Origin of the sequence: Azospirillum sp. Sh1, from assembly GCF_008365135.1 — a bacterium.
GTDB classification, from domain to species: Bacteria; Pseudomonadota; Alphaproteobacteria; order Azospirillales; family Azospirillaceae; genus Azospirillum; species Azospirillum oryzae.
In genome coordinates this window covers 1-17,695 of sequence record NZ_VTTK01000066.1, presented here as the reverse complement: position 1 = coordinate 17,695, position 17,695 = coordinate 1, and the positions used below count along the sequence as shown (strand labels likewise).

The 17,695-nt window shown below is 62.8% G+C and carries 15 protein-coding genes and 1 tRNA gene; all 16 read left to right on the top strand.

From position 1 onward, the window contains the following. Positions 1-75 (top strand): hypothetical protein (locus FZ029_RS34075; protein WP_211104280.1); only part of this gene is annotated, 75 nt, incomplete at its 5' end. A gap of 192 nt (positions 76-267) precedes the next feature. Continuing rightward, positions 268-343 (top strand) — tRNA-Trp (locus FZ029_RS31990). 71 nt (positions 344-414) lie between these two features. Further along, positions 415-612, top strand: a complete 198-nt coding sequence (gene secE / locus FZ029_RS31985) for a preprotein translocase subunit SecE (RefSeq protein ID WP_014246876.1) — start codon at positions 415-417, stop codon at positions 610-612. Positions 613-615: 3 nt separating this feature from the next. Then, a complete protein-coding gene (gene nusG, locus FZ029_RS31980; protein WP_014246877.1) occupies positions 616-1,146 on the top strand; it encodes a transcription termination/antitermination protein NusG in 531 nt (176 codons plus the stop codon). A 160-nt stretch (positions 1,147-1,306) separates the two neighbouring features. Next, a complete protein-coding gene (gene rplK, locus FZ029_RS31975; RefSeq protein ID WP_109150179.1) occupies positions 1,307-1,741 on the top strand; it encodes a 50S ribosomal protein L11 in 435 nt (144 codons plus the stop codon). Positions 1,742-1,745: 4 nt separating this feature from the next. Beyond that, positions 1,746-2,459: a 50S ribosomal protein L1 gene (gene rplA / locus FZ029_RS31970; RefSeq protein ID WP_149197560.1), complete on the top strand. Its 714-nt coding sequence runs from the start codon at positions 1,746-1,748 to the stop codon at positions 2,457-2,459. 306 nt (positions 2,460-2,765) lie between these two features. Then, positions 2,766-3,287: a 50S ribosomal protein L10 gene (gene rplJ, locus FZ029_RS31965; RefSeq protein ID WP_012973195.1), complete on the top strand. Its 522-nt coding sequence runs from the start codon at positions 2,766-2,768 to the stop codon at positions 3,285-3,287. Between the two features lie 73 nt (positions 3,288-3,360). Further along, the gene (gene rplL / locus FZ029_RS31960; RefSeq protein ID WP_014246882.1) at positions 3,361-3,738 is read left to right on the top strand and encodes a 50S ribosomal protein L7/L12; all 378 of its coding nucleotides are present in this window, start codon (positions 3,361-3,363) and stop codon (positions 3,736-3,738) included. A gap of 248 nt (positions 3,739-3,986) precedes the next feature. Then, positions 3,987-8,180 (top strand): DNA-directed RNA polymerase subunit beta, encoded by a 4,194-nt coding sequence (gene rpoB, locus FZ029_RS31955; protein WP_149197559.1) that lies wholly within the window; start codon positions 3,987-3,989, stop codon positions 8,178-8,180. A 100-nt stretch (positions 8,181-8,280) separates the two neighbouring features. Continuing rightward, a complete protein-coding gene (gene rpoC, locus FZ029_RS31950) occupies positions 8,281-12,453 on the top strand; it encodes a DNA-directed RNA polymerase subunit beta' (RefSeq protein ID WP_149197558.1) in 4,173 nt (1,390 codons plus the stop codon). A 196-nt stretch (positions 12,454-12,649) separates the two neighbouring features. After that, positions 12,650-13,636 carry a nucleotidyltransferase domain-containing protein gene (locus tag FZ029_RS31945; protein ID WP_149274137.1) on the top strand — a complete coding sequence of 329 codons (987 nt, stop codon included), beginning with the start codon at positions 12,650-12,652 and terminating at the stop codon, positions 13,634-13,636. 13 nt (positions 13,637-13,649) lie between these two features. Further along, positions 13,650-14,354 (top strand): hypothetical protein, encoded by a 705-nt coding sequence (locus FZ029_RS31940; RefSeq protein WP_149274135.1) that lies wholly within the window; start codon positions 13,650-13,652, stop codon positions 14,352-14,354. Positions 14,355-14,607: 253 nt separating this feature from the next. Continuing rightward, positions 14,608-14,979, top strand: a complete 372-nt coding sequence (rpsL, locus tag FZ029_RS31935; protein ID WP_012973201.1) for a 30S ribosomal protein S12 — start codon at positions 14,608-14,610, stop codon at positions 14,977-14,979. Positions 14,980-14,991: 12 nt separating this feature from the next. Next, positions 14,992-15,462 carry a 30S ribosomal protein S7 gene (gene rpsG, locus FZ029_RS31930; protein WP_012973202.1) on the top strand — a complete coding sequence of 157 codons (471 nt, stop codon included), beginning with the start codon at positions 14,992-14,994 and terminating at the stop codon, positions 15,460-15,462. 27 nt (positions 15,463-15,489) lie between these two features. Then, positions 15,490-17,562, top strand: coding sequence for an elongation factor G (fusA, locus tag FZ029_RS31925; RefSeq protein WP_149274133.1), 2,073 nt, complete (start codon positions 15,490-15,492; stop codon positions 17,560-17,562). Positions 17,563-17,600: 38 nt separating this feature from the next. Further along, positions 17,601-17,695: GTP-binding protein (locus FZ029_RS33850; protein ID WP_246194550.1), on the top strand; the 95-nt coding region annotated here is incomplete at its 3' end.

The following is a 17,695-nucleotide window of genomic DNA, read 5'->3' as shown; positions in this document are numbered from 1 at the left end:
GAAGGCCTGCGCTTCGCCATCCGCGAGGGCGGCCGCACCGTCGGCGCCGGCGTCGTTGCCAAGATCGTCGAGTGATGCTATAAGCCTGCCTCCCCCGCCGGGCTCCGGTCCGGCGGGGGAGTCTTGTCTGGCTTCAGAGTACGGTTGGGCTTCCGGAAAGCCGTTCTAAAAAGTTATTCCGAAAGTTAGGCTGAAAGGCCTTGACACCGCCGCCGAAAGAATGCTTTAAGCGGCGTCCCACGCCGAAAGGTGTGGCCGGACGGAGATAGGAGTGTAGCTCAATTGGTAGAGCACCGGTCTCCAAAACCGGGGGTTGGGGGTTCGAGCCCCTCCACTCCTGCCATCCCGTCCCAATAACGGTTAGGGTAAAAGCGGCGCCCTCACAGTCGCTCCGGAGCTCGCACGGTTCGCACGATGGCTAAAGTCAATCCCGCAGAATTCGCGCGCGAGGTCCGCCGCGAGGTAGCCAGGGTTACCTGGCCGACCCGCAAGGAAACCGGCATCACGACCGCCATGGTGTTCGTCATGGTCGTGCTCGCCGCCCTGTTCTTCCTCGTCGTCGATCAGGTGCTGGCGGTTGCCGTTCGCTTGATCCTTGGGCTGGGAGGCTAAGACATGGCTGCGCGCTGGTACGTCGTTCACGTCTATTCGGGTTTCGAAAAGAAGGTCGCCCAGGCCATCCGCGAAAAGGCGGCTCAGAAGGGTTTGGAAGACAAGTTCGAGGAAATCCTAGTCCCGACCGAAGAAGTGGTCGAAGTGCGCCGGGGTTCCAAGATCAACACGGAACGCAAGTTCTTCCCCGGCTATGTCCTCGTCAAGATGGACCTGACCGACGAATCCTGGTCGCTGGTGAAGAACACGCCGAAGGTTACGGACTTCCTGGGCGGTGGCGGCAAGCCGCAGCCGATTTCCCAGCGCGAGGCCGAACGGATCATCCATCAGGTGCAGGAAGGCTTTGAGCGCCCCAAGCCCTCGATCACCTTCGAGGTGGGCGAGCAGGTGCGAGTGAGCGACGGTCCCTTCACCTCGTTCAATGGTGTCGTCGAGGAAGTCGACGAAGAGAAATCCCGCCTCAAGGTGGCGGTGTCGATCTTCGGCCGCTCCACGCCGGTCGAGCTGGAATACACGCAGGTCGAAAAGATCTAAGCGCAAGGTTCCAAAGTTTTTCGTGTCGGAGCTGCCGGTGCTTGCATCGGTGGCTCCATTCTGTTGCGGGAGGCTCGCCATGGCCGAACCGCAAAACCCCGCGACGCCGCGCCGGACCATCCGGTCGAAGGCGTGAGGTGTCGTCCCAGGAGGTTGTGAGATGGCGAAGAAAATCGTCGGTTACATCAAGCTGCAGGTTCCGGCCGGCAAGGCCAACCCGTCGCCGCCCATCGGCCCGGCGCTCGGTCAGCGCGGCCTGAACATCATGGAGTTCTGCAAGGCGTTCAACGCCAAGACGGCGGACCTGGAAGTCGGCATGCCGATTCCCGTGGTCATCACCGCATATGGCGACCGCACCTTCACCTTCGTGACCAAGACCCCGCCGGTCAGCTACTTCCTCAAGAAGGCTTCGGGCAAGGACAAGGGTTCGACGACCCCCGGCAAGGGCGGTTTCGTCGGCCAGGTCACGACCTCGCAGATCCGCGAGATCGCCCAGAAGAAGATGGTCGACCTGAACGCGCACGACGTCGAAGCCGCAGCGACCATGATCGCCGGCTCCGCCCGCTCGATGGGCCTCGAAGTGGTGGAGGGCTGATCCTATGGCGAAGCTGGGCAAGCGTCTGACCGACGCCTACAAGACCGTCAACCGCGACAACTTCTACTCGCTGGAAGAGGCCGTCACCCTGGTGAAGGGTGCCGCCAAGGCCAAGTTCGACGAGACCATCGAAATCGCGATGAACCTCGGCATCGATCCGCGCCACGCCGACCAGATGGTCCGCGGCGTCGTGAACCTGCCGAACGGCACCGGCAAGACCGTCCGCGTGGCGGTGTTCGCCCGCGGCGCCAAGGTGGATGAGGCTCTGGCCGCCGGCGCCGACGTGGTCGGCGGCGACGATCTCGCCGAACAGATCCTGGCCGGCAACATCAACTTCGACCGCTGCATCGCCTCGCCCGACATGATGGGCGTGGTCGGCAAGCTCGGTAAGGTTCTCGGCCCGCGCGGCCTGATGCCGAACCCGAAGCTGGGCACCGTGACCCCCGACGTCGCCGGCGCCGTGAAGGCCGCCAAGGCCGGCGCGGTGGAGTTCCGTGCGGAGAAGACCGGTATCGTCCACGCCGGCGTCGGCAAGGTCAGCTTCTCGGAAGAGGCGCTGGTCCAGAACATCCGCGCCTTCGTCGATGCCATCACCCGTGCCAAGCCGACCGGCGCCAAGGGCCAGTACCTGCTGAAGGTCTCGCTCTCGTCGACGATGGGCCCGGGCCTGAAGCTCGACCTCACCAGCGTGTCGGCCGCGGCCGGCGCCGCGGCGTAATCGCCCGTCTTTCGCCGCCGGTACCTTCGGGTACCGGTGGCGACCGGGTGGATGATCCAAAGGGGCCTGCCCCGGCGGACCGCCCACCCACCCCTGTCCGAGACCGCAGGTGTCCGCCCCTTCTCCGGAAGGTGAGGGCTTAAAATTCACCGGCGCAGACAGGAGTTGAACCCGTTGACCATTCCGGCCCCCGTCAAGGCGGGACCACCGGATCAGGAACGGCTTGAACTTCTGGGACAGGTTCGCCGGACCTCCGGCCCGCAAGGGCAGGGGGTCCATGTAAACCTCTGTGCAAGGAGGCGATCCGTGGATCGTACACAAAAAGAAGCGACGATCGCGGCTCTGCAATCGAAGCTCCAGGACACGGGCCTGGTGGTGGTCACCCACCATCTGGGCCTGACGGTGAAGGAAGTCACCGACCTGCGTGCGAAGGTTCGGGCTGCTGGCGCCAGCTTCAAAGTGACGAAGAACCGGCTCGCCCGTCGTTCCCTTCAGGGGACGCAGTTCGAAGGTCTGGACGGTCTCTTCAAGGGACCGACGGCGATCGCCTTCTCGAAGGATCCCGTTGCGGCTGCCAAGGTGGTGGCCGACTACGCGAAGACCAACGAGAAGCTCAAGATCGTCGGAGCCAGCCTCGGCACCCAGATTCTGGACGCGGAGGGGGTCAAGGCCCTCGCCTCGCTCCCGTCGCTGGACGAACTGCGTGGCCGCCTCGTGGGCATGATCCAGACCCCGGCGACCCGTATCGCCGGTGTTCTCCAGGCTCCGGGTGGCCAGGTCGCCCGCGTGCTTGCCGCCTACGCGAAGAAGGACGACGAGGCAGCCTGAGCTGGCCCGCAAGGCCGGCTCGACTCACTCGTTTTTTTCCATCCCCAGAACTCAAGTCGTTTGGAGTAGTAACATGGCTGATCTGCAGAAGCTCGTCGACGATCTGTCGGCCCTGACCGTCCTGGAAGCCGCCGAGCTGTCGAAGCTCCTCGAAGAGAAGTGGGGCGTCTCCGCCGCCGCTCCGGTGGCCGTCGCCGCCGCTGGTCCGGCCGCCGCCGCTGCCGCTCCGGCCGAAGAGCAGACCGAGTTCACGGTGATCCTCGCCGATGCCGGCGACAAGAAGATCAACGTGATTAAGGAAGTCCGCGCGATCACCGGCCTGGGCCTGAAGGAAGCCAAGGACCTGGTCGAGGGCGCTCCGAAGCCGGTCAAGGAAGGCGCCACGAAGGACGAGGCCGCCAAGATCAAGAAGCAGCTTGAAGAGGCCGGCGCCAAGGTCGATATTAAGTAAGACCTTGTTGCGTTACGGATCATACAGTTCCACGCCGGACGGCGGTCGGTTCCCCAGGGAACCTGCCGCCGCACGGCGTTTTCTGCCTTCCGCCGGACCGGGCTTGCCCGGCCCGGCTCTTTCCGTCCCCATCATGGGGATGGCCCGCGCGGGCGCCCTCGGGAGCGGTCGACACCAGTCGGCTTGACCCTGCGGTCGGTTGAACGGTCGGTATAACGCGCATCACGTACAGACGTTTGGGGACATCCATGGCCAAATCCTTTACGGGTCGTAAACGTGTTCGGAAGAGCTTCGGGCGCATCCCGGAAGTCACCCAGATGCCCAACCTCATCGAGGTGCAGCGCAGCTCCTACGACCACTTCCTGCAAATGGACATCGCCCCGGAAAAGCGGGCGAACCTGGGCCTGCAGGAAGTCTTCAAGTCGGTCTTCCCGATCAAGGACTTCTCCGACCGCGCGGTGCTGGATTTCGTCAAGTACGAGCTTGAGCAGCCGAAGTACGACGTCGAGGAATGCCAGCAGCGCGGCATGACCTTCGCGGCTCCGCTGAAGGTTACCCTGCGCCTGTCCGTGTTCGACGTCGAGGAGGACACCGGCCTCCGTTCGATCCGCGACATCAAGGAGCAGGACGTCTACATGGGCGACATGCCCCTGATGACGGCCAACGGCACCTTCATCATCAACGGCACCGAGCGCGTCATCGTCTCCCAGATGCACCGCAGCCCGGGTGTCTTCTTCGACCACGACAAGGGCAAGACCCACGCGTCGGGCAAGTATCTGTTCGCCGCCCGCGTCATCCCCTATCGCGGTTCCTGGCTGGACTTCGAGTTCGACGCCAAGGATCTCGTCTACGTCCGCATCGACCGCCGCCGCAAGCTGCCGGCCACCACGCTGCTGTTCGCTCTGGACGGCGCGGAGACCGAGGCGCTGCGCGCCGAGCGCAAGGCGAACCGCAAGGACCTGCTGCCCTACGAAGCGCAGGGCATGTCGAAGGAAGAGATCCTCAACTACTTCTACGACACCATCACCTACACCCGCTCCGCCGGCGGCTGGAAGACCCCGTTCAGCGCCGAGCGCATGAAGGGCGTCAAGCTGGTGTCCGACCTGGTCGATGCCGCCACCGGCGCCGTCGTCGCCGAGGCCGGCACCAAGATGACCCCGCGCGTCATCAAGAAGCTGGTCGAGGCCGGCCTGACCGAGCAGCAGGTCTCCACCGAGGAGCTGACCGGCCGCTACCTCGCCGTCGACATCATCAACGAGCGCACGGGCGAAGTCCTGTTCGAAGCCGGTGACGAGCTGTCGGCGAGCGACCTCGACAAGCTTGAGAAGACCGGCGTCGACGAGCTGCCGGTGCTGGCGATCGACCACCTGAACGTCGGCGCCTACATCCGCAACACCATGAATGCGGATCGCAACGCCAGCCGCGAAGACGCGCTGATCGACATCTACCGCGTCATGCGTCCGGGCGAGCCGCCGACCCTGGAGTCGGCCGAGGCGCTGTTCTCCGGCCTGTTCTTCGACAGCGAGCGCTACGACCTGTCGGCCGTCGGCCGCGTGAAGATGAACGCCCGCCTGAACTTCCAGACGGACGACCAGATGCGCGTTCTCCGCAAGGAGGACATCCTGGAGATCCTGAAGGTTCTGGTGAACCTGAAGGACGGCCGCGGCGAGATCGACGACATCGACCATCTCGGCAACCGCCGCGTCCGCTCGGTCGGCGAGCTGATGGAGAACCAGTACCGCGTCGGCCTGCTGCGCATGGAACGTGCGATCCGCGAGCGCATGAGCTCCGTCGAGATCGACACGGTGATGCCGCATGACCTGATCAACGCCAAGCCGGCCGCCGCCGCCGTGCGCGAGTTCTTCGGTTCGTCGCAGCTGTCGCAGTTCATGGACCAGACCAACCCGCTGTCCGAGATCACGCACAAGCGTCGTCTCTCGGCTCTCGGCCCGGGCGGTCTGACCCGCGAGCGCGCCGGCTTCGAGGTGCGCGACGTGCACCCGACGCACTATGGCCGCATCTGCCCGATTGAGACGCCGGAAGGCCCGAACATCGGTCTGATCAACTCGCTGGCGACCTACGCCCGCGTGAACCAGTACGGCTTCATCGAGAGCCCCTACCGCAAGGTCATCGACGGCAAGGTCACCAACGAGGTGGTCTATCTGTCGGCGATGGAGGAGGGCCGTTACGTCGTGGCCCAGGCGAATGCCGAGCTGAACCCGGACAACAGCTTCGCCGCCGATCTGGTGTCCTGCCGCCAGGGCGGCGAATACCTGATGTTCCGGCCGGAGGCGATCGACCTGATCGACGTTTCGCCGAAGCAGCTGGTGTCCGTCGCCGCGGCGCTGATCCCGTTCCTGGAGAACGACGACGCCAACCGCGCGCTGATGGGCTCGAACATGCAGCGTCAGGCGGTGCCGCTGGTCAAGGCCGACGCGCCGCTGGTCGGCACCGGCATGGAGGCGACCGTCGCCCGCGACAGCGGCGTGACCATCGTCGCCAAGCGCTCGGGCATCGTCGACCAGGTCGACGCCACCCGCATCGTCGTCCGCGCCACCGACAGCTCGGACAGCACGGCGCCGGGCGTCGACATCTACAACCTGCTGAAGTTCCAGCGTTCCAACCAGAACACCTGCATCACCCAGCGTCCGCTGGTGAAGGTCGGTGACCGGGTGAACGCCGGCGACATCGTGGCCGACGGTCCGTCGACCGACCTCGGCGAGCTGGCGCTCGGCCGCAACGTGCTCGTCGCGTTCATGCCGTGGAACGGCTACAACTTCGAGGACTCGATCCTCATCAACGAGCGCATCGTCAAGGACGACGTCTTCACCTCGATCCACATCGAGGAGTTCGAGGTCATGGCCCGCGACACCAAGCTGGGCCAGGAGGAAATCACCCGCGACATTCCGAACGTGGGTGAGGAAGCTCTGAAGAACCTCGACGAGGCCGGCATCGTCTACATCGGCGCCGAGGTCCGTCCGGGCGACATCCTGGTCGGCAAGGTGACGCCGAAGGGTGAAAGCCCGATGACGCCGGAAGAGAAGCTGCTGCGCGCCATCTTCGGCGAAAAGGCTTCCGATGTCCGCGACACCTCGCTGCGCCTGCCGCCGGGCGTCGTCGGCACCATCGTCGAGGTCCGTGTGTTCAGCCGCCGCGGCGTCGACAAGGACGAGCGCGCTCTGGCGATCGAGCGGGCCGAGATCGAGAAGCTGGCGAAGGACCGCGACGACGAGCGCGGCATCCTGGAGCGCAGCTTCTACACCCGCCTGAAGGAAGTGCTGCTCGGCCAGACCGCGCAGTCCGGCCCGAAGGGCATGAAGGGTGGCACGGTCCTGACCGAGGAGGTTCTGGCCGGCCTGTCGAAGGGTCTGTGGCGCCAGATCGCCATCGCCGACGAGCAGGTGATGGAGACGGTCGAGAACCTGGCCAAGGTGTTCGACGACTCGATCAAGGCCCTGCAGGACCGCTTCGAGAACAAGGTCGACAAGCTGCAGCGCGGCGACGAGCTGCCGCCGGGCGTCATGAAGATGGTCAAGGTCTTCGTCGCGGTGAAGCGCAAGCTGCAGCCGGGCGACAAGATGGCCGGCCGTCACGGCAACAAGGGTGTCGTCTCGCGCATCATCCCGCAGGAGGACATGCCGTACCTCGAGGACGGCACCCCGGTCGATCTGGTGCTGAACCCGCTGGGCGTGCCGTCGCGCATGAACGTCGGTCAGATCCTCGAAACCCACCTCGGTTGGGCGGCCTCGGGTCTTGGCCGGCAGATCGGTCGTGCGGTCGACCAATACCGTCTGGCGATCCGTCAGAAGGCCGAAGGCGCTCCCCAGCTGGAGGCCCTGCGCAGCACGCTGAAGTCGGCGTACGGCGAGGTGACCTACAACGAGGACATCGCCGACATGACCGACGGCGAGCTGCTGGAGCTGGGCGGCAACCTGCGCAAGGGCGTGCCCTTCGCGACGCCGGTCTTCGACGGCGCCCGCGAGGAGGACATCTGCGTCCACCTGGAGCGTGCCGGTTTCGACCGGTCGGGCCAGTCGACGCTGGTGGACGGCCGCACCGGTGAGACCTTCGACCGCAAGGTGACTGTCGGCTACATCTACATGCTGAAGCTGCACCACTTGGTGGACGACAAGATCCACGCCCGGTCGATCGGCCCCTACTCGCTGGTCACGCAGCAGCCGCTGGGCGGCAAGGCCCAGTTCGGCGGTCAGCGCTTCGGTGAGATGGAGGTCTGGGCGCTCGAAGCCTACGGCGCCGCCTACACGCTGCAGGAAATGCTGACGGTGAAGTCGGACGACGTGTCCGGCCGCACCAAGGTCTACGAGGCCATCGTCCGCGGCGACGACAACTTCGAGGCCGGCATTCCGGAGTCGTTCAACGTGCTGGTCAAGGAGCTGCGCTCGCTCGGCCTGAACGTCGAACTGAACCAGCGGTCCTACTGAGCCGATTTGACGTGACCAAACCCCGGAACGGTGCGAGCACCGCTCCGGGGTCATGCACTGCCCTTAACCGACAACGCGGCGATGCCAGCGGGAGACGGTCATGAATGAGTTGATGAACATTTTCGGCCAGGTCCAGGGGCCGCAGAGCTTCGATCAGATCCGCATCCAGATCGCGAGCCCCGAGCGGATCCGGTCCTGGTCCTACGGCGAGATCAAGAAGCCGGAAACCATCAACTATCGCACCTTCAAGCCGGAGCGCGACGGCCTGTTCTGCGCCCGCATCTTCGGCCCGATCAAGGACTACGAGTGCTTGTGCGGCAAGTACAAGCGCATGAAGTATCGCGGCATCATCTGCGAGAAATGCGGCGTCGAGGTCACGCTGTCGAAGGTCCGGCGCGAGCGCATGGGCCATATCGAACTGGCGTCCCCCGTCGCGCACATCTGGTTCCTGAAGTCGCTGCCGAGCCGCATCGGCCTGCTGCTCGACATGACGCTCAAGGATCTGGAGCGCATCCTCTATTTCGAAAACTACGTCGTCATCGAGCCGGGCCTCACCCCGCTGAAGCTGCATTCGCTGCTGAACGAGGAAGAGTACCTCAACGCCCAGGACGAGTACGGCGAGGACGCCTTCACCGCGTCGATCGGTGCCGAAGCGCTGCGCATCATGCTGTCCGCGCTCGACCTCGACGAGGAGAAGAAGCGCTGCCGCGAGGATCTGCGCGACACCAACTCCGAAGCCAAGCGCAAGAAGCTGGTCAAGCGCCTGAAGCTGATCGACGCGTTCCTGGCCTCGCAGTCGCGTCCGGAGTGGATGATCCTGGAAGTCATTCCGGTGATCCCGCCCGAACTGCGTCCGCTGGTCCCGCTGGACGGCGGCCGTTTCGCCACGTCGGATCTGAACGACCTGTACCGCCGCGTCATCAACCGCAACAACCGACTGAAGCGGCTGATCGAGCTGAAGGCGCCGGACATCATCGTCCGCAACGAGAAGCGCATGCTGCAGGAGGCCGTCGACGCTCTGTTCGACAACGGCCGCCGTGGCCGCGTCATCACCGGCGCCAACAAGCGTCCGCTGAAGTCGCTGTCCGACATGCTGAAGGGCAAGCAGGGCCGCTTCCGTCAGAACCTGCTCGGCAAGCGCGTCGACTATTCGGGCCGTTCGGTCATCGTCGTCGGTCCGGAGCTGAAGCTGCACCAGTGCGGCCTGCCGAAGAAGATGGCGCTCGAGCTGTTCAAGCCCTTCATCTACGCCAAGCTTGAGCTGTACGGCCTCGCCTCCACCATCAAGGCCGCCAAGCGGATGGTGGAGAAGGAGCGTCCCGAGGTGTGGGACATCCTGGAGGAGGTCATCCGCGAGCATCCGGTGATGCTGAACCGGGCGCCGACGCTGCACCGTCTCGGCATCCAGGCGTTCGAGCCGACGCTGATCGAAGGCAAGGCGATCCAGCTGCACCCGCTGGTCTGCACCGCCTTCAACGCCGACTTCGACGGCGACCAGATGGCCGTGCACGTTCCGTTGAGCCTCGAGGCCCAGCTGGAAGCGCGCGTCCTGATGATGTCGACCAACAACATCCTGTCGCCCGCCAACGGCAAGCCGATCATCGTGCCGTCGCAGGACATCGTCCTCGGCATCTACTACATCTCCATGGACCGCCCGAGTGAGAAGGGCGAGGGCATGGTGTTCGCCAACGTCTCGGAAATCGAGCAGGCGCTGAACGCCAAGGTCCTGTCGATCCATGCGAAGATCAAGGCGCGCTACGTCGGCGTCGACGACGAGGGCAACGAGCAGATCACCATTGTCGAGACGACCCCCGGCCGCATGCTCCTGTCGGAGCTGCTGCCGCGTCACCCGAAGGTGCCCTTCTCGCTGATCAACCGCGTCCTGACCAAGAAGGACGTCGGCAACGTCATCGACGCCGTCTATCGCCATTGCGGTCAGAAGGAGACGGTGATCTTCGCCGATCGCCTGATGAAGCTGGGCTTCGGCCACGCCTGCCGCGCCGGCATTTCCTTCGGCAAGGACGACATGGTCATCCCCGCCGCCAAGGAGAAGCTGGTCAACGAGTCGAAGGAGCGGGTGAAGGAGTTCGAGCAGCAGTATCTCGACGGCCTGATCACCCAGGGCGAGAAGTACAACAAGGTCGTCGACGTCTGGTCGGAATGCACCGAAAAGGTCGCCTCCGAGATGATGAAGGCGATCTCGACCACCGAAGCCGGCAAGCCGGTCAACTCGGTGTACATGATGGCCCACTCCGGCGCCCGCGGTTCCGCCGCGCAGATCCGTCAGCTGGCCGGCATGCGCGGCCTGATGGCCAAGCCGTCGGGCGAGATCATCGAGACGCCGATCATCTCGAACTTCAAGGAAGGCCTGACCGTGCTGGAGTACTTCAACTCCACCCACGGCGCCCGCAAGGGTCTGGCCGACACCGCCTTGAAGACGGCGAACTCCGGTTACCTGACCCGTCGTCTGGTCGACGTGGCGCAGGACGCCATCATCGTCGAGCATGATTGCGGCACCGAGCGCGGCATCACCGTCAAGGCGGTGATCGACGGCGGCGAAGTCATCTCCCCGCTGGGCGATCGCATCCTCGGCCGCACCGTGGTCGGCGCGGTGATCGACCCGCTGAACGGCGAACTGATCGTCGAGGACGGCGGCCTGATCGACGAGCCGACGGTCGACCGCATCGAGCGGTCGGGCATCGACTCGGTCAAGATCCGCTCGGTCCTGACCTGCGAGACCCGCGACGGCGTCTGCGCCAAGTGCTACGGCCGTGATCTGGCCCGCGGCACGCTGGTCAACACCGGCGAGGCGGTCGGCGTCATCGCGGCGCAGTCGATCGGCGAGCCGGGTACCCAGCTGACGATGCGTACCTTCCACATCGGTGGTGCGGCGCAGCGCGGTGCGGAGCAGAGCCAGATCGAGGCGGCGTTCGAAGCGACGGTGCGGATCAACAACCGCAACGTCGTCATGAACTCGTCCGGCATCCCGGTTGTCATGGGCCGCAGCACCGAAGTCATCCTCCTCGATGACCAGGGCCGCGAGCGGGCGCGTCACCGCGTGCCGTACGGTGCCAAGCTGCTGGCGGACGAGGGTGTGAAGGTCGAGCGCGGCGCCAAGCTGGCCGAGTGGGACCCCTACACCCTGCCGATCATCACCGAGCGTGCCGGTACCGCCCGTTACATCGACCTGGTGGAGGGCATCTCCATGCGCGAGGTGATGGACGAGGCGACGGGCATCAGCTCCAAGGTGGTGGTCGACTGGCGTCAGCAGCCGCGTGGCGCGGACCTGAAGCCGCGCATCGCGCTGGTGGACGAGCGGGGCGACCTGATCACCCTGCCGAACGGACTGGAAGCCCGCTACTTCATGTCGGTGGACGCCATTCTGTCGGTGGAGAACGGCGCCGAGGTCCGGGCCGGTGACGTGCTGGCGCGTATCCCGCGCGAGTCGTCCAAGACCCGCGACATCACCGGTGGTCTGCCGCGCGTGGCCGAGCTGTTCGAGGCGCGTCGTCCGAAGGACTTCGCCATCATCTCGGAGATGAGCGGTCGCGTCGAATTCGGTAAGGACTACAAGACCAAGCGCCGCATCGTCGTCCGCAACGAGGAGACCGGCGACGAGAAGGAGTATCTGATCCCGAAGGGCAAGCACATCTCCGTGCAGGAGGGTGACTATGTCGAACGCGGCGATCTGCTGATGGACGGCAACCCGGTGCCGCACGACATCCTGGCGGTGATGGGTGTGGAGGCCTTGGCCGACTACCTGATCAACGAAATCCAGGACGTCTATCGACTGCAGGGCGTGAAGATCAACGACAAGCACATCGAGGTGATCGTCCGCCAGATGCTGCAGAAGGTCGAGATCACCGACGCCGGCGAGACCACCTTCCTGGTGGGCGAGCAGGTCGACCGTCAGGAGTTCGACGAGGAGAACGAGAAGACGGTCGCCGAGGGGCTGCAGCCGGCCCACGGTCACCCGGTTCTCCAGGGCATCACCAAGGCCAGCCTGCAGACGCGGTCCTTCATTTCCGCCGCGTCGTTCCAGGAAACCACCCGCGTCCTCACGGAAGCAGCCGTCGGCGGCAAGGTCGACAACCTGGAGGGCCTGAAGGAGAACGTCATCGTCGGCCGTCTGATCCCGGCCGGTACGGGCTCCGTGGTGAACCGCCTGAAGCTGATCGCTGCCGAGCGTGACCGTGAAGCGGCCCTGGAAGCCGGCGCTCCGGAGGAAACTCCGGCCCTGCCGACCCCGGGCGAGGAAAGCTCCGCGGCCTGATCCTTCGGGACTATTGGGTAGGGGAGGGGGCGCGTTCCGCAAGGGACGCGCCCTTTTCTATGCGAGTGGTCGCTCGACTGTTGCCGATGGCCTACTATCGTGGCGATTCTTTTCCCGCTATCATGCAAAGAGCAGGGCGCATGGACCAAATTATGCTTCGGCTCGATAGATTCCAAAACTTGCAAATGGGATAGAAATGAGCAGCGACAGAAATATATTGGACGTGAGGAAGTCATTGTCGGAAGCGCGGATCTCCGAATTGAGGAGAAGGATCGTAGCGCTTGATTCGGCTGAAAATTTTCCGCTGCTTACGATATTTTCGGCCGGCTCTTATGCTCGCAATGAAGCCAGCCAATACTCTGACGTGGATCTGTTCTTTTTGTATGATCGTCCGTCGCGTGATTATAAGCATTCGCGCATAGCCGAGATTAAACTATTTTCTGACATCGTGAAGATTTCAGAAGAAATGGGCTTTCCTGAACTTTCAAATGATGGTGAATATCTCAAAATTTTATATCTTGATGAAAACCTAGCAGAGTTGGGAGGTCGCGGTGATGATTATCAGAATCACTTCACCACAAGAATGCTCCTTCTCCTGGAAAGCAAACCACTTTTCAATGACGATAATTATTGGGCAGCGGTCGCTCGGGTGATTGATTCATATTTCAGAGACTACGGTGACCATGCAAGTGAATTTCGGCCTATCTTCCTCGTGAATGACATACAGCGTTTTTGGAAGACGCTTTGTCTTAACTATGAGCATAAAAGAAACCAACCAGAGGCCGATCAAGAAAAGCGCATCAAACAAAAAATAAAAAACTTTAAGCTAAAGCACAGCAGACTGCTGACTTGCTTTGCGTCTATAGCTTATCTGTCCAGCTTTCCAAAGCCGATGCGGCCCGAAGATGTAATTGATATGATATCCCTAACTCCATTGCAAAGACTAGAGTACGCATGCGACAACACCGCAGATCTGGAGCCGTTATTTGTTACCGCTCGAAAGCAATATGTCTGGTTTTTAGAGATGACAGCGCTGCCGACGGATGACCTGTATGCGTGGTTTCTGGACGATGCCAATCGCAGTTTGGCATTCCAGAACGCAAAGCAATTTGGAGACACAATATTTGAAATTCTCCGGGAAGTGACTACTCTTAATAATTACTTGCGCTCGATCGTTCTCTAGCGGATAAAGCTCAATGAGCAATCAAGCGGAATTCAACTTTTACCACATCAACGATAGGGCATCCGGAGAATTTAATTCTCCGGAAACTCCATACTATGTGCATGAAGAAGCAAAAAAGATATTCTATGTAATGTTGTTTAAAGATCCTGTTACTCGAGCATGCCTGAACATCATCCGTGTAATTGCAAACCCTTACACCACACAAGAGGCCCATATCACCATTCGCGGGCCATATCGGGGATCAGATATATTATATCATCGCCGTTCCTGGAAGGATAAGCATGATGAGGCCGCCGTAGTGATTGATGGATGCGGAAGATTTAATTTCAGAGATGAGCATGTTGTTTATCTTTCCTCAAGTAACCGTAGCTTTACTGAAGATATTTGGTGGAAGCCAGACTATCAGGACGGTGTTCTGCACATAACCTTATACAATGGCCGCGATGAAAAGATGGCCGACTATCTTCATAAGATGCTATCTCATAGTGAAATTGGCTTTAAGTCAAGGCTGACAAAGCTGACCCCAATGTCGTCCCGAGATAAGAGTCAGCAGGATTTTGCGGTTTACTTGGCTATTGAGGGCAAATATATCCAAAAGACGGTTGGTATGGATCTCAGGCTCGAAGATATTTATCATCTATCTTTTCACAGCAGGGCGCGAATAATTGACCGTGTCTGGACCTATTTGCTCAAGCACAAGAGCAGAAGCCGCTTGTAGCGATCTTAGCATTCCGAACGCGCTTCTGAACGGACCGTGCTTGACTCTCCCGCGGCGTTTCCCTAAAGTCCGCGAACTTCAAAGGACGCCGGGGCTCTCCGTGCGTCCGATTGAATCCACCGATCCCGCCGATCGGAGTCCTCCGGTCGGCTTTCGCTCATTCAGCCCGCTCGGAACGGCAACGTTTCGCAGGCGGGCTTTTGCTTCGTCCGGCTCGTCCGGCCGAGTGATCTTGAAGGGATGAAGGGCAGATATGCCGACGATCAACCAGTTGATCCGTAAGCCGCGCGAGCCGTTGGCCGCGCGCAACAAGGTTCCCGCGATGGAGGCCTGCCCGCAGAAGCGTGGCGTCTGCACTCGCGTTTACACTACCACCCCGAAGAAGCCGAACTCGGCGCTCCGTAAGGTCGCCCGCGTTCGTCTGACGAACGGCTTCGAGGTGACGAGCTACATCCCTGGTGAGGGCCACAACCTCCAGGAACACTCGGTGGTCATGATCCGCGGCGGTCGTGTGAAGGATCTTCCCGGCGTTCGCTACCACATCATTCGCGGCACGCTGGATACCCAGGGCGTCAAGGATCGTAAGCAGCGCCGTTCGAAGTACGGCGCGAAGCGTCCGAAGTAAGGAGAACTCACGATGTCCCGTCGTCATCGCGCCGAGAAGCGTGAAGTCCTGCCGGACGCCAAGTACGGCGACCGCGTCCTGACGAAGTTCATGAACTGCCTGATGCTGGACGGCAAGAAGTCGGCCGCCGAAGGCATCGTCTATGGTGCGCTCGGCCGTATCGAGGTCAAGACCAAGAACGACCCCGTTCAGGTCTTCCACGATGCGCTCGCCAACGTGAAGCCGCACCTGGAAGTCCGCAGCCGCCGCGTCGGTGGTGCGACCTACCAGGTTCCGGTCGAGGTCCGTTCGGACCGCGCCCAGGCTCTCGCCATCCGTTGGCTGATCAGCGCCGCCCGCGCCCGCTCGGAAAACACCATGACCGAGCGTCTGTCGGGTGAGCTGCTCGACGCTGCCAGCCAGCGCGGCACCGCCGTGAAGAAGCGCGAAGACACGCACCGCATGGCGGAAGCCAACAAGGCGTTCTCGCACTACCGCTGGTAAGGTTCACGCCTGTCCTGGTGATTTTGCATGCCCCGTTCGCACGCCCTCGACCGTTACCGCAACATCGGCATCATGGCTCACATCGATGCCGGCAAGACGACGACGACCGAGCGCATCCTGTTCTATACCGGCAAGTCCTATCGCATGGGCGAGGTCAATGACGGCACCGCCGTCATGGACTGGATGGAGCAGGAGCAGGAACGGGGCATCACCATTACCTCGGCGGCAACGACCTGTTTCTGGCGCGACCACCGCATCAACATCATCGATACGCCCGGCCACGTGGATTTCACCATCGAGGTCGAGCGTTCGTTGCGTGTCCTGGATGGCGCCGTTGCCATCTTCGACGCGGTTGCAGGGGTCGAGCCCCAGACGGAAACCGTGTGGCGGCAGGCCGACAAGTACGGCGTGCCGCGCATGGCCTTCGTCAACAAGATGGACCGCGTTGGCGCGGACTTCGACGGCTGTGTCGCCATGATGGCCGACCGGCTGGGTGTCAAGCCGCTGGTTCTTCAGCTTCCGATCGGCAGCGAAGCCGGCTTTTCCGGCGTCGTCGATCTCGTAGCCATGCGCGCCACGATCTGGAAGGCCGAGACTCTCGGCGCCGAATTCGAAGATACCGACATTCCCGAGGATCTGGCAGAGACCGCCGCAAGCGCCCGTCAGGCGCTGCTGGAGGCTGTGCTCGATCTCGACGAGGCGGCAATGGCCGCCTATCTGGAGCGCGGCGAGGAGCCTGCGCCCAACGCCCTGCGCGCGCTGATCCGCAGGGGCACGATTTCCAATGCCGTGGTCCCCGTGCTTTGCGGATCGGCGTTCCGCAACAAGGGCATTCAACCGATGCTCGACGCGGTGGTCCACTATCTGCCGGCGCCGAACGATATCGGCGCGGTGACGGGCCATGCCGTCGGCGGCGACCGTTCGGAGGAGCGCGCGGCAAACGACAGCGCCCCCTTCTCGGGCCTCGCCTTCAAGGTGATGAACGACCCCTATGTCGGGACGCTCACCTTCTGCCGCATCTATTCCGGCACCGCGAGCGTCGGCGATTCGCTGCTCAACCCGGTGAAGGGCGAGCGCGAGAAGATCGGCCGCATGCTGCTGATGCATGCCAACAGCCGTGAAGACATCGAGCACGCCCATACCGGCGACATCGTGGCGTTCGCCGGGCTGGAGCACACCGCCACCGGCGATACGCTCTGCGACCCTGCCAAACCCATCGTGCTGGAACGTCTGGACGTTCCCGAGCCGGTGATCGAGATCGTGGTCGAGCCGCGCACCGACGCCGACCACGAGAAGATGGCGGCGGCGTTGAACCGGTTGGGTCATGAGGATCCCTCGCTGCAGGTCTCGGTCGACCGTGAAAGCGGCCAGACCGTCATTCGCGGCATGGGCGAGCTGCATCTCGACATCATCGTCGACCGCATGAAGCGCGAATTCCGCGTCGATGCCGCCGTCGGCGCGCCCAAGGTCGCCTACCGCGAGACGGTGCTGCGCTCGGCCGAGATCGACCATGTCCATGCCCGCCAGACCGGCGACCGCGCCCAGTTCGCACGTGTGACGCTGAAGCTGGAGGCGCTCGACCGCGGCGCCGGCTTCGTGTTCGAGAATCGCGCCGCCGGACTGGCGCGTGAGTTCGTCGCCGGCGTGCAGAAGGGGCTGGAGGCCGCGAAGGACAGCGGCGTCGTCGCCGGCTACCCGGTGGTGGACGTCAAGGCGACCCTGACCGGCGGCGAGGCGCATGACGTCGACTCCTCGCCGCTCGCCTTCGAACTGGCGGCGCGGACCGCCTTCCGCGAGGCCATGACAAAAGCCGCTCCGGCGCTGTTGGAACCGCTGATGCGGGTCGAAATCATCACGCCGGACGACTATATGGGCGACGTCATCGGCGATTTGAACGGTCGCCGCGGACAGATCACCGGCATGGACCAGCGCGGGAACGCGCGAATCGTCACGGGACTGGTTCCCTTGGCGGCCATGTTCGGCTATGTGAACTCCCTGCGCTCCATGAGTCAGGGCCGCGCGCAGTACAGCATGCAGTTCGACCATTATGAGCCGGTGCCACAGGCCATCGCGGACGGCGTCCGCGCCAAGGTGGCCTGAAGACCGCTGGAACGATTGAGAAACGGAGAGACCACCCCATGGCGAAGGCAAAGTTCGAGCGGAACAAGCCGCACTGCAACGTTGGCACGATCGGCCACGTCGACCACGGCAAGACGTCGCTGACGGCGGCGAT

Bases quoted from the DNA above. Each gene is read 5' to 3' on its own strand.
- secE (WP_014246876.1), top strand. From the start codon at position 415: ATGGCTAAAGTCAATCCCGCAGAATTCGCGCGCGAGGTCCGCCGCGAG.
- nusG (WP_014246877.1), top strand. From the start codon at position 616: ATGGCTGCGCGCTGGTACGTCGTTCACGTCTATTCGGGTTTCGAAAAG.
- rplK (WP_109150179.1), top strand. From the start codon at position 1,307: ATGGCGAAGAAAATCGTCGGTTACATCAAGCTGCAGGTTCCGGCCGGC.
- rplA (WP_149197560.1), top strand. From the start codon at position 1,746: ATGGCGAAGCTGGGCAAGCGTCTGACCGACGCCTACAAGACCGTCAAC.
- rplL (WP_014246882.1), top strand. From the start codon at position 3,361: ATGGCTGATCTGCAGAAGCTCGTCGACGATCTGTCGGCCCTGACCGTC.
- rpoB (WP_149197559.1), top strand. From the start codon at position 3,987: ATGGCCAAATCCTTTACGGGTCGTAAACGTGTTCGGAAGAGCTTCGGG.
- rpoC (WP_149197558.1), top strand. From the start codon at position 8,281: ATGAATGAGTTGATGAACATTTTCGGCCAGGTCCAGGGGCCGCAGAGC.
- FZ029_RS31945 (WP_149274137.1), top strand. From the start codon at position 12,650: ATGAGCAGCGACAGAAATATATTGGACGTGAGGAAGTCATTGTCGGAA.
- FZ029_RS31940 (WP_149274135.1), top strand. From the start codon at position 13,650: ATGAGCAATCAAGCGGAATTCAACTTTTACCACATCAACGATAGGGCA.
- rpsL (WP_012973201.1), top strand. From the start codon at position 14,608: ATGCCGACGATCAACCAGTTGATCCGTAAGCCGCGCGAGCCGTTGGCC.
- rpsG (WP_012973202.1), top strand. From the start codon at position 14,992: ATGTCCCGTCGTCATCGCGCCGAGAAGCGTGAAGTCCTGCCGGACGCC.
- fusA (WP_149274133.1), top strand. From the start codon at position 15,490: ATGCCCCGTTCGCACGCCCTCGACCGTTACCGCAACATCGGCATCATG.